The organism is Mesorhizobium sp. YR577 (genome assembly GCF_900116595.1).
Lineage (GTDB): Bacteria > Pseudomonadota > Alphaproteobacteria > Rhizobiales > Rhizobiaceae > Mesorhizobium_M.
Map to the genome: position 1 here is coordinate 282,607 of NZ_FPBI01000006.1, position 11,799 is coordinate 294,405.

Genomic DNA, 11,799 nt, shown 5'->3' on the forward strand with positions numbered 1-11,799 from the left:
AGGCTGCAGACTGCGGCACCGAAGATCACGCGTCGAAACAACAACTTGGCGCCGGCAAGGGAATCATTGCGTGAAGGCCAGAATACTCGTCGTCAACGACAATGCCGGGCCGCAATCGAAACGGCTCCTCTCTGCCTTGCGTGAAAGAGGCTTTGAGGTGACGACGGCCTCGCTTTCCACCATCGCTTTCGACACGACGAGCCACAGTGGCCTCGCCATTCCCGGCTTCGACGCAGGCGAATTGCCCGATGCCGTCATCGTCCGCTCGATTTCGGCCGGATCTTTCGAGGCGGTCACGCGCCGCCTTGGCGTGTTGCACGCGCTCGGCAAGCTTGGCGTTCCCGTCTGGAATTCAGCGCAGGCGATAGAGCGCTGCGTCGACAAGTCGATGACGACTTTCCTGCTGAAGAGTGCCGGAGTTCCTACCCCAACGACCTTCGCCATTGAGGGACTGGAAGCCGCAACCGCGATCGCGGCGCGTGAATTGCCCCAGACACCGCTGGTGCTCAAGCCGCTGTTCGGGGCACAGGGCCGCGGTATCAGGCTTATACGCGCTTTGTCCGACCTTCCCACGGAGGAGGAGATCAACGGCGTCTATTATCTCCAGCATTACGTTCCACGCGCCGGTCCACCGTTTCGCGATTACCGGGTTTTCGTCTGCGCCGGCAAGGTACTGGCGATGATGGCGCGGCGCGGCGATGACTGGATAACAAACGTCAATCGCGGTGCGGCACCTGAAGCGATCTCGGGCGAGATCGAGGCCGAACTTGCAGAACTGGCGCTCGCCGCCGCTGCCGCAGTCGGCGCAGACTTCGCCGGCGTCGATATCGTGCCGGCGGCTGATGGCAGCCTGCACGTTCTTGAGGTTAACAGCATGCCGGCCTGGTCGGGATTGCAGTCGGTGGTGGCCGTTAACATCGCGGAGGCAATTGCGGAGTCCCTGCTCGCCTTTCTCGACACGCGCGGTCAGGCACGCCCGCCGCTCAGGTTGATCGAGCCATTTCCCATGGCCGTCGCGAAGTCGTAAGCCGATGCTTACCCGCAGCGACATCCGCACCGCCTATGAAGACGCCTGCCGGCAGGAAATCGAAGCCTTCAAACCGGGCAATGTGCACGTCTTCGCCGAGGGTCATGACATGACCGTCGCGCAATTCATGACCAGCGCGAGCGTCTCGTCCGAGCCGCTCACCGACCCGAAGCTGCCGCTCGGAACGCGCATCCTCGAAGCGGTGCGCGCCACGCGCAACGCTGTCGGCACCAACACCAATCTCGGCATTATCCTGCTATGCGCGCCTCTCATGCTCGCAGCCGAAACGAACAATGACGACCTGCGCAAAAGTCTCGACGAAGCCCTGCGGGCCATGGATCTGGAAGACACCGCCGCCGTATTCGAGGCGATCGTGCTCGCCTCCCCCGGCGGGCTGGGATCATCGTCGCAGCACGATGTCCGCGAAAAACCGACCGCGCATCTGCTCGAAGCCATGCGCGAGGCATCGGCGCGCGACAGCATCGCCCAGCAATATGTCACCGGCTACAAGGACATTTTCAAACTTGGGTTGCCGGCGCTGGAAGCCGTGACAGTCCGCGGCGAAAGCGGCATGTGGCCGACCGTGTTCGCATACATGGAATTTCTGAGTGCCATTCCGGATAGCCATGTGCTGCGAAAATACGGACAGGCAATTGCAGAAGAGGTGCGCGAAGAAGCCGCCATCGTTCGAGCCGCGATAGGCCGTAATGGCGATCAGGAAGACCGCATTCGCATCCTCGCAGCCTTCGACGGACGCCTCAAGCAGCGCGGCATCAACCCCGGCACCTCCGCCGATCTGACCGTAGCTTGTCTTTTAGTCCACAATCTCCGGCTTCGCCTTGCATAATGGAAACGTTGATGGTTGAATTTCCTTCGCGGAAGCAACGCTTTCGCGGCTATCTAGCCAACCGGTCCGGATTTCCCCGGGCGCTGCCAACAAGGATAGCTGTCCATCGAGCGCCCGCTCGGTCGCGGCATCTGTGGACACCATAATTGTGTCTTGGAGGAGAAATTGGCATGGCAAAAATTTCTAAAGTATTGGTCGGTGAATCGCTTGTCGGAGACGGCAACGAAGTTGCCCACATCGACCTTCTGATTGGCCCGAGAGGGAGTGCGGTCGAGACCGCGTTCTGCAACGCGCTCACCAACAACAAGGACGGCTTCACTTCGCTTCTTGCGGTGATCGCGCCCAATCTTCAGTGCAAGCCCAACACCGTGATGTTCAACAAGGTCACGATCAAGGGCGCCAAGCAGGCAGTGCAGATGTTCGGCCCGGCACAGTTCGCCGTTGCCAAGGCGGTGCAGGACAGCGTTGCTGAAGGGATCATTCCCGCCAACGAAGCCGATGACATTTTCATCTGCGTCGGCGTGTTCATCCATTGGGAAGCCAATGATGACGCCAAGATCCAGGAATACAACTACAAGGCAACCAAGGAAGCCATTCAGCGCGCCATCGCAGGCACGCCGACAGCCGCCGAAGCCACTGCCCAGCGGGACAAGGTCAAGCATCCGTTCGGCGCCTAGACAAGAGACAGCCCCGCACAGGTAAAGCCCTCTGCAGAGCCGGATGGTCTGTTGCGCCGGCTGAAAAAGCTCTTGGGATTTTGATCTCCCCATCCGAAGGATTCTTTGATCCTTCGGATGACTGCTTGTGCGACCAGCCTGCAAGCGTGCGGGACGAGTTTGTTTGGGCTGAGTTCAGGGCGACTTGTCAGCCAGCGCTTCGATCTGTGCCGGGGTCAGCGTGCCGTCGTGAAGCGACGTCGCGACCAAAGCGGCGGCGATGCCGAGCGAGGACAGTTCAAGCAAATCCGCTTCATTGCGCACGCCACCGGCGGCAATCACCATCCGGTTTCCAGCCTTCGCCTTGATCTCCCTAAGCCTCGGGAAATCCGGACCTGAGGCGGCGCCGACCTTGGCCAGTGTCATGACGATAACCCTTTGCGGCCAGATGTCCGGATTCTCGAGCAGTGCTTCTGGTCCGCGAAAACCGTCAGCAAAAAAATCGAGCGACAATATGAGATCGGGATGGCTCATAAAGCGTCTGAGCAACACCTCATCGAGCTGCGACTCCGATCCCAGCACGGGACAAAGCGACGGCGTGCCGAGCGCAGACGCGAAACCCTCATCGCTCGCCAACCCGGCGTCCACCCACAGCTCCGGCGGCTGCGGCATTTCCCTCAGTCGCGACAGCGCATCCTCATTCGGTGCACGGCCCTCGATGGCATCGAGATCGGCGATGTAGAAGGTCGAAAACGGATGCAAACCCCGCAGACCCTCGGCCACAGCCACTACCTCGGCGCTGGCACTGAGTGGCGTGATGATCGGCCTGTAGCGGTCCCGCCTGCCCTGTTCGGCGCGGACGACCTGCCCGCCTTTCAGGTCGAGAACGGGGATGATACGCATGCGGCAAAGTCCAGTTGAATCAATCCATGAAAGCCTGAAGCGTGACAAAAGAAAAGCACATCACCGTCGGCTGCGACATCGGCGGCGCGCATCTGAAAGTCGCGCGCGCGGAAGACGGCCGCATCGTCGAAGCACTGACGCTGGCGACGCCGATCTGGCACGGCCTCGATCGCCTTACCGCCGCAATTCGCGAGGCATTGCCGCTGTTTGAAGGCAGCGGCCTCAACGCCTTCACCATGACCGGCGAACTCTCGGACATTTTTCCGTCGCGCGAGGCGGGCATATCCACCCTGCTGCAAATGATCTCCGAACATTTCCCCGGCGAGGCACATATCTATGCCGGCCGCGCCGGCTTCGTCAGCCCTGACCGCGCAGTGTCGCTTGCCATGGACGTCGCCTCCGCCAACTGGCATGCGAGCGCTGCCCTCGTGGCGAAACTCACCGGCGATGCGCTGTTCGTCGACATGGGCTCGACCACCACCGACATCCTCGTCACTCAAGGCAGCGTTGTTGCCAATGACGGCTACACCGACGCTGAAAGGCTGCTCACCGGCGAACTGGTCTACACAGGCTTCACCCGCAGCGCCCTGATCGGCGTTGCTTCCAGCGCCCCGGTTCGCGGCCGGATGACACCTCTGATGAACGAATATTTCGCGTCCATCGCCGATGCGCATCGCATTCTCGGCGTGCTCAATGAGGCCGACGACAAGCAACCTGCCGCTGATGGCCAAGCAAAAACCGTGGACGGTTCAATCGCGCGCATAGCCCGCATGGTCGGGCGCGATAGGTCCGACCTGACCACGCCGGAATGGCGCGAGCTCGCCGGCTGGTTCAGCGAGCAGCAACTGCGCACAGTTCACGACGCGGCGTTTCGGGTTGCCGGAAAGCTTGCGGCCAAACCGGACGCGCCGCTAGTCGGTGCGGGCATCGGACGCCCGCAATTAAAGCGGCTGGCAGAGCGCCTCGAGCGGCGCTTCATCGATTTCGCCGATCTGATCCCTGCGACGGAGGAAAGCAGCAGCGAGGCCAGCAGCGCCGCACCTGCCGCGGCCCTTGCCATTCTGGCCTGCGATTTGCCGAAGAAGAGTTGATCGACGTCTATACCGCCGATTTCACCTGGACATCCTCGCCCTTAGCATCGGTGTCGGAGAAATGGGCTGCCACGCGCTCCATCAGCCAGCCCCAGGCTTCTCTCTCCTCGGGGCCGGCAGTCTTGTCGATGGAAATCGTCAGATAGGCGATTTCGGCCTCGATCTTGTCACGCGACAGCATGCCAAGCCGACTGACAAGGATCGCCAGTTCCAGCACCGCCGCCTTTGCCCGATTGAAACCGGTGAACGGCGCATGCATTTCCTCCGACACCACGCGGCAGAAGTGCCTTGGCCGTAAGCCGTCATCATCGACATGAACGACTTCCAGCACCGAATGCGCCAGCGCAGCCTCAATGCGCGGAACGGCAAAGCCTTTCACGGCAACGGTCGGCCAGTCCTTGCGCCCGGTCAGACAGCCGGCAAAGATGCGCGCATCGTCGGTATAGTTGGCGATGGCGAAGGGAACCTGCGCCAGATTGTCGAGCGTGGTCGAAGGCCGGAAGGGCGCGATGATCCAGCCGTCTTTCTCCGCGATGATGCCGATCGGCGCAATGTGGACATTACCGCTTTTGTCAGCCGTGGTGATGATCGTCTCGCGAATGTAAGGCATCACGAACCCTCTTTCTTCGCCCGCAGCGTGTGACCCGCCTCCGCAAGGCGGGTGCGATCGGTTTCCGGCGCGGGTGCGGCAACGCCCCAGGCCAACGGTTCGTCCTGCGCATAGCGCTTGCCAAGGCGCCAGGCGATTTCGGCCTTCATCAGCTCGGCGCCGAGATAAAAAGCATGAGCGCCATCCTTCTCAACGCCCAGACCGGAAAACAGTTCAAACGCGTCCGTTGCGACCGCATGGCCCCTGTTGTTGAAGATATGGATGCCGTCCTCGGCCGTCATGATGCGGAAATTGGCGTCGCGCACCGTCCCGGCTAGGGCTTCTATGTCTTCGATGGTCGCCGCATAGGGCTTGCGATCGTGAACCTGCAGCAGGCCGGCATGATAGCTGCGCGGCAACGCACCGTCGTTGCGCGCGGCAAACAGGATGCGGCGGGCGACATCATGCTCCTCCACCGTCCGCACCGTATGCGGGCTGACATGGACGGTCAGCACATTGCGCACCGAAAGCTCCGAACAGAGCCCAGCAAGCAGCGCCGTCACGCCCGAACTGTCGGCGTCCGTCAGTTCGGTGAGATTGCCGGTGCCCATCAGCAATTCGATCTCGGGCCAGCGCCGGTGCGCCTCGATGAAGCGACCGATCGACTGCGCGAAACCAAAATGGATCGGGTCGAGGACCGGATCGGCAATGAAGGCTATTCCCGCTTTCTGGGCGGCCTCGATCGCACGTCCGAGCGAATCCAGATCGCCGGGCACCGACGGGATCAGCACCGGCGTCACGGGAAAATCGAGTGCCAGCGGCAGCGTGTGCTCGGTGAGGCTAAGCAGGTAGTCCGCCCCCGCTTGCGCCCCGATTTTCAGCTCATCGAGGCTGGCCGAGTCGACGCTGACCGAAAACCCTTCCGCCTTCAGCGCGCGCACCGCCTCCCGCAGCAACGGAAACGGCGTTTCCGGCAGGCAGCCAATGTCGATCACATCAGCGCCTGCCATCCGAAGGACATTTGCGCGCGCCAGCAACCCGGCAACCGACAGCATCGGCGCATCGACGATCTCGGCAAAGATGCGCATGTCATGGCGCGACAGGTCGGGCGGCTCGCCGGCGCGACCGAGAAAACCCGGCAAGTCGGCGATCTCGTCGGGTCCACGCACGAACGGCACGCTGAAATGCGCCGACAGCCGCTCCAGTTCACCGCGATAGCGCCCCGGCAGGATGACGCGGTCGGTGCCTTCCGGCAGCGTCAGCCGTCGCTTGATGATCTCCTCGGTCATCAGGGCAGCAACCTTGACCCCGATGTCGACGATCTCCCACTCGAATTCCGTTTGCCCAAGCCCTGCCAGCAGCTTTTCCAGCCGCGACCGGGCAAGATGGCCGGTGAGGAAAACGAGCCGCTCAGCCATGGCGTTCGAGTTCGGCCCGGCGCGCAGCCACCGCCGCCTGAAGATCGGCCAGCGATTCAACGACTTTGGTGCGCTCGAAGCTTTTCAGCCGCTCGGTATGTTCGAGATCGACCGGCCGCGGATAGACCTTGACCATACCGTCCGGCGCCATCGTCTCAAGCTCGGGCGCGGTATCGCAGGCAAAGACGATCGCCGGCACGCGGCATTTTCCGGCCTGCGCAAAGACGTTGGTGGCGATGGTGTCGGAAATGCCGAGCACGCATTTGGCAACGGTGTTCGAGGTGGCTGGCGCGATCACCACCGTATGGTAGACGCCGTGATAGAAGCCGCCGACCGGCACCGAACTCGATGTCTTGTCGTGGAGAACGCGCATCGTGTCAGGGAAATCGAGCTTGAGCTTGTACATGCGCAGCACTTCGTTTGCCGCCTTGGTGACGAAGATATCGCAATGCTCCAGCTCATGGATCAGGGCAAAGCTCTCGGTGAAGAAATGGCCGGAACCGGTCAGCACCCAGGCCCAGCGCGGCGTATGCAACTTTGCCATTTTACGCGGCTCCCCTGGCCAAGGGTCTATCCGCGCCAATCCTCACACCGGGCACTTCGCCCGCAGAGAACCGATGTCTCGCAGTCACAAGCGCAGCGGGCCCAGCGAGGAAAAACTCCGTTCCCGGTTTCAGCATCATCGGCAAAAGAGCATCGACGATGCCGTCGGCAACCAGATTCAAAATCTGAGAATTTTCATCGAAAGCATTGGTTTGCTTGACCAACAGCAGCGCCTCCGCACCAATCTTGCCGGCAAGCCATGCCGCGAGCGAATCCGAGGTCATGTCCCAGGATTGGGGAATCTCGGTCGCCGAAAAGCACATTAGCGAAGGCAGCCAGACCGGAATTTCTCCCCACTCCAGCGCCGCATCGATCTCTTCGAAGGTCCGAGCCGGCACCAGCCGGTCGTGCATCTCGACGATCGCCAGCCCCATCTGGTCCATCGCAAGGATCGCCATGAAATGGGCAGCCTGGTTAGAAAACTTCATCTGCTTCTGCGCGTCGCGAACCTGATCCGCGAATGGCCCGCCGCCCGGCACGACGACCAGCGGCATGCCAGCCGTCGCAAGCGCAAAAATCCATTCCCGCATCTCGGCATGAAAGGCCGTGCTGCCGCCAAGCTTGACGACAGTGCGCTTCATGAAGAGGCGCCCTTCTTGTCCCGGCCGATCAAGCCACCGCCATGGGTCGGCGCGGTCGGGTGCAACGACGATGTCTGTTCCTTGGCCCGCTTGCGCTCGATCTCGACGCCGACGCCGCCGGGTCCGAGCTCCAGCTTCTCCACCCGCACGACGACGCGCATAACCCGTGGGTCTTCGAGCACCAGCGCCGCGACCTGCTCGGCCAGCGCCTCGCTCAACTGGACATGGCCGCGCGCGACGATGGTGCGGATACCGTCCATGATGATGTCGTAGGAAAAGACATGGCGCATGTCTTCCGGCGCGTTGGTCACGCGCAGCACGTCGGCCGTCACGTTGAAGCACACCTTCTGCGTATGCCCGTGCTCGAAGCTGTACGCGCCAATCTGCACCGGCACGACGAAATCGCGCACGAATATCTTGTCGGTTCCGAGTGTCGGATCGGCAGCACCCGGCGAATAGCCGCGCGCCGCCAGCAGGCGGTAATCGACGCTCGACGCGCTGCCGGCCGGGCGTTCTTCGGGGATGAGTTCGCGTATCTGCCTGACTGCCTCGAGATCGATTGCACCGGTACGCCGCGACTGATCGCAGAGCGCGCCGCGAAAACCGAGGAAATCCGGCCCGGATGGCAGCAGGCGAGGAATGTCGGGCGTTTCCAAGGATCCGGCCAGTCCGACGATCAAGCCCACCGCCCTGCAGCGGTCTATGAAGCCCGGAATACGCTCTGGCGGCATGTGGTCGAGCAATCGCCCGCCCGCCTTGTCAGCCGTGTCGATCATCGCACCGTGAAAGCCGTTCTTGGCCAGCACCGGAAGCAACTCAAGGTCCGGCTTGAGGTCGGCAAACAGAACCGCTATCAGTTTCGTCCGCTGGGCCAGCGGTGCGAGCGCCTCTGCGCAGGCCGCCGCATCGTCGGACGGGAAGAAGCCGATCTTGACATAATCGACACCGGCGGCCGCGATTTCCTCGGCCTTGGCGCAGATCGTTTCCGGCACCATCGGCAGATCGCCGCACACCGCACTGACGGGCCGTCGCCCCGCAACGGCCGCAACGGTCTGGCGGACGATTTCGACGGCCACGGCCCCGAGCGCTCCCGCCTTCGGGTCCTTCAGGTCGACGATATCGGCGCCGCCTGTCAGGGCGATCTCCGCCTCTTCTACCCCGTTTACGCTCGCCAGCATTTTTGTCATTTGGTCAGGTCCTCAAGGCGCGAAACCGGCATGTCACGATAGCGATAATCCATGCAGGGCACGAGCCGCAAATCGCCGCTTCTTGTCCTATTGGACACCTTGCCAAAACTGGAGATCGGGCAAACATCGAAAGCTGCCCGCAAAAGTAGACTTACGGGGTTTGATAAATTTTTCTCGTGGGTTAAGTTCATCGTGGCACCGAAATTCTGCATCTCCCGGTTTAGATCGGGCGACGGCGTATGCAAGAAGAACGAGTATCTATGAAGAGTATGGTGCCAAACACTCTCGCAGTCTTCATCGCCCTTTTTTTGGCAAGCGTCAACGCTGGCCCAGCTGCCTCTCAGGAGGCTGCCCCTGCACCGAAGGCTCAGGCCGCTAAGCCCGAAAAGCAGGTTACAGAGATCAAGATCGGCTATCTGCGCGCCTATGAGCCGCAGCTTGCGCTTTCGGTTCTCGACATTGCGCCACGCGACGAAGGTGTCGCCGGGGCCAATGTCGCGATCAACGACAACAACACGACCGGCTCCTTTCTCGGCCAGAAATTCGTACTCGACGTCACCGAGGTGAAGCCGGATGCCGATGTCGTTGCCGTCTTCAACGAGATGGTTGCCAAGGGCGATCGCTATCTGCTTGCCGATATTTCGGCGCAGCAATTGCTGTCGATCGCCGATATCGCGCGCGATCACGGTGTTTTGATCTTCAATGTCGGAGCGACCGACGACGTCCTGCGCGAGGAGGAATGCCGCGTCAACGTCTTCCACACGGCACCGACGCGGACCATGCTGGCCGACGGGCTGGCGCAATATCTGATCTGGAAGCAATGGCCGAAATGGGCGCTGATCTACGGCTCGCATGAGAAGGACAAGCTCTTCGCCGAGGCGCTGCGCCGCGCCGCAACCCGCTTCGGCGGCCAGATCGTCGCCGAAAAGGAATTCAAGGACACCGGCACCGCCCGCCGCACCGATTCCGGTGTTGTGCAGATCCAGCGGCAGATGCCGGTCTTCACCCAGGACCTGCCCGACCATGACGTGGTGCTGGTCGCCGACGAGAGCGAAGTGTTCGGCAGCTATGTTCCCTTTCGCACCTGGATTCCGCGTCCTGTCGCTGGCACTGCGGGCCTGATCCCGTCCGGCTGGCATCCGGCCAGCGAGCAATGGGGCGGCTCGCAGATCCAGAACCGCTTTGCCAAATACGCAGGCCGGCGCATGCTGTCCAAGGACATGGCCGCCTGGACGGCTGCCCGCATTCTCGGTGACGCCGCCACCCGCACGCAAGGTGCGGACCCGGCCAAGATCGAGGCCTTCATTCGCTCCGACGATTTTTCCATCGCCGCCTTCAAGGGCCAGAAGCTGACCTTCCGCAAATGGAACTGGCAGCTGCGTCAGCCGATTTTCCTCGGCGACGCAAAATCCGTCGTCACGACCTCACCGCAGGAGGGTTTCCTGCATCAGGTTTCCGAGCTCGACACGCTCGGGGTCGACCAGCCGGAGACCAAATGCCACTTTAAATAAGCGTCAAGTCGGGAGGAGTTTTGAATGGGAAGACGATTGGCATTGCTGGCCGCGACCTTGGCTGGAGGTTGCGTGGCCTCGCCGGCGTGGGCCTATATGGTCTATGTCTCCAACGAGAAGGACAACACGATGAGCGTCGTCGATTCCACGACGATGGAAGTGGTCAAGACCGTCAATGTCGGCCAGCGCCCGCGCGGCATCACCATCTCCCATGACGGCAAATTCGTCTATCTCTGCGCCAGCGACGACGACACCATCGAGGTCATCGATACGGCAACGCTGGAGATCGTCGACACGCTGCCGTCCGGTCCCGATCCGGAACTGTTCGTTCTGTCTCCCGACGGCAAGAAACTCTACGTCGCCAATGAGGACGACAATCTCGTCACCGTCATCGATGTCGCCACCAAGAAGGTGCTGGCCGAGGTGCCGGTCGGCGTCGAGCCGGAGGGCATGGGCGTCAGCCCCGACGGCAAGGTCATGGTCAACACCTCGGAGACGACCAACATGGCTCATTTCATCGACACCGAGAGCCATGAGATCGTCAACAATGTGCTGGTCGATTCGCGCCCGCGCTTTGCCGAGTTCAAGCCGGACGGCTCCGAGGTCTGGGTCAGCGCCGAGATCGGCGGCACGGTTTCAATCATCGACAATGCCAGCCGCGAGGTGACGCACAAGATCACCTTCGAAATCCCCGGCCTGCGGGCCGAATCGATCCAGCCGGTCGGCATCCGCATCACCGCCGACGGCAAGAAGGCCTATGTCGCGCTCGGGCCTGCCAACCGGGTGGCGGTGATCAATGCCGAGACCTACGAGGTCGAGAAATATGTGCTGGTCGGCCAGCGCGTCTGGCAGCTCGCCTTCACCCCCGACCAGAAGACGATCATCAGCACCAACGGCATATCCAACGACATCACCTTCATCGATGTCGCCACCGACGAGCCGACCCAGTCGGTCACGGTCGGGGCGCTGCCATGGGGGGTGGTCGTGTCGCCAAACTGAGCGGCACTGAATTTACGCAGGCAACACAGGAGGAGACGGAATGAGAAAATACCGCACGATCGCTTTCGCGGCACTGATGGGAGCGGCACTGTCGGCGTCGCACGGCTGGGCACAGGATGCCGACGACGATGACGACCAGCCGGCAGCCGCTGCCACCACCACCGCCGCACCAGCGAGCGGCGAAAAGGAGCAGATCACCCGCGCCAGCAAGGATGTGCCCGAACTGATCCTCGGCACCAAGGAGGACCAGTTCACCGCCAACCAGAAGGATTTCGAACTGATCGCCGGCCAGGGCTACCGCTGGAAGATTTCGGCTGCGGGCGGGCTGGAATACAAGTTCGTGACCGACCTGTTCCGCAATGTCTGGATGAACCAGATCGTCATCAA

General features: G+C 61.8%; 13 protein-coding genes. 7 read left to right on the forward strand and 6 right to left on the reverse strand.

What is annotated here, in order from left to right:
• The first annotated feature begins 70 nt into the window (after positions 1–70).
• From BM413_RS11300 to fae, 3 genes are all read left to right on the forward strand, one after another.
• The gene (locus tag BM413_RS11300) at positions 71–1,027 is read left to right on the forward strand and encodes an ATP-grasp domain-containing protein (RefSeq protein WP_091913338.1); all 957 of its coding nucleotides are present in this window, start codon (positions 71–73) and stop codon (positions 1,025–1,027) included.
• Positions 1,028–1,031: 4 nt separating this feature from the next.
• Positions 1,032–1,874 carry a triphosphoribosyl-dephospho-CoA synthase gene (locus BM413_RS11305; RefSeq protein ID WP_091913340.1) on the forward strand — a complete coding sequence of 281 codons (843 nt, stop codon included), beginning with the start codon at positions 1,032–1,034 and terminating at the stop codon, positions 1,872–1,874.
• Between the two features lie 170 nt (positions 1,875–2,044).
• The gene (fae, locus tag BM413_RS11310) at positions 2,045–2,551 is read left to right on the forward strand and encodes a formaldehyde-activating enzyme (RefSeq protein ID WP_091913341.1); all 507 of its coding nucleotides are present in this window, start codon (positions 2,045–2,047) and stop codon (positions 2,549–2,551) included.
• A 174-nt stretch (positions 2,552–2,725) separates the two neighbouring features.
• Here the strand turns inward: fae and BM413_RS11315 are convergent, their stop codons facing one another.
• Positions 2,726–3,433 carry a HisA/HisF-related TIM barrel protein gene (locus BM413_RS11315; protein ID WP_091913344.1) on the reverse strand — a complete coding sequence of 236 codons (708 nt, stop codon included), beginning with the start codon at positions 3,431–3,433 and terminating at the stop codon, positions 2,726–2,728.
• A gap of 41 nt (positions 3,434–3,474) precedes the next feature.
• Here BM413_RS11315 and BM413_RS11320 point away from each other — a divergent pair, with 41 nt between their 5' ends.
• Positions 3,475–4,524, forward strand: coding sequence for a hydantoinase/oxoprolinase family protein (locus BM413_RS11320; protein WP_091913346.1), 1,050 nt, complete (start codon positions 3,475–3,477; stop codon positions 4,522–4,524).
• Between the two features lie 7 nt (positions 4,525–4,531).
• On the opposite strand, the gene BM413_RS11325 is transcribed toward BM413_RS11320, so the two are convergent.
• From BM413_RS11325 to BM413_RS11345, 5 genes are read right to left on the reverse strand one after another with little or no spacing between them, the layout of a single operon-like run.
• Positions 4,532–5,134: a DUF447 domain-containing protein gene (locus BM413_RS11325; protein WP_091913347.1), complete on the reverse strand. Its 603-nt coding sequence runs from the start codon at positions 5,132–5,134 to the stop codon at positions 4,532–4,534.
• Positions 5,134–6,531, reverse strand: coding sequence for a DUF6513 domain-containing protein (locus tag BM413_RS11330; protein WP_091913349.1), 1,398 nt, complete (start codon positions 6,529–6,531; stop codon positions 5,134–5,136). The genes BM413_RS11325 and BM413_RS11330 overlap by 1 nt, the downstream gene beginning before the upstream one ends.
• A complete protein-coding gene (locus tag BM413_RS11335; protein ID WP_091913351.1) occupies positions 6,524–7,075 on the reverse strand; it encodes a flavoprotein in 552 nt (183 codons plus the stop codon). The genes BM413_RS11330 and BM413_RS11335 overlap by 8 nt, the downstream gene beginning before the upstream one ends.
• 1 nt (position 7,076) lies before the next feature.
• Complete coding sequence (locus BM413_RS11340; protein ID WP_091913353.1) at positions 7,077–7,715, reverse strand: amino acid kinase family protein; 639 nt, start codon at positions 7,713–7,715, stop codon at positions 7,077–7,079.
• Positions 7,712–8,902: a (5-formylfuran-3-yl)methyl phosphate synthase gene (locus BM413_RS11345; protein WP_091913356.1), complete on the reverse strand. Its 1,191-nt coding sequence runs from the start codon at positions 8,900–8,902 to the stop codon at positions 7,712–7,714. The genes BM413_RS11340 and BM413_RS11345 overlap by 4 nt, the downstream gene beginning before the upstream one ends.
• Before the next feature lie 269 nt (positions 8,903–9,171).
• Between BM413_RS11345 and BM413_RS11355 the strand changes: the two genes are divergently transcribed.
• From BM413_RS11355 to BM413_RS11365, 3 genes are all read left to right on the forward strand, one after another.
• On the forward strand, positions 9,172–10,413 hold the full coding sequence (locus BM413_RS11355; RefSeq protein ID WP_244537842.1) for an ABC transporter substrate-binding protein: 1,242 nt from the start codon (positions 9,172–9,174) through the stop codon (positions 10,411–10,413).
• 24 nt (positions 10,414–10,437) lie between these two features.
• Positions 10,438–11,412, forward strand: a complete 975-nt coding sequence (locus BM413_RS11360; RefSeq protein WP_091913361.1) for a YVTN family beta-propeller repeat protein — start codon at positions 10,438–10,440, stop codon at positions 11,410–11,412.
• A gap of 40 nt (positions 11,413–11,452) precedes the next feature.
• On the forward strand, positions 11,453–11,799 hold a 347-nt coding region (locus BM413_RS11365; RefSeq protein ID WP_091913363.1), incomplete at its 3' end, for a hypothetical protein.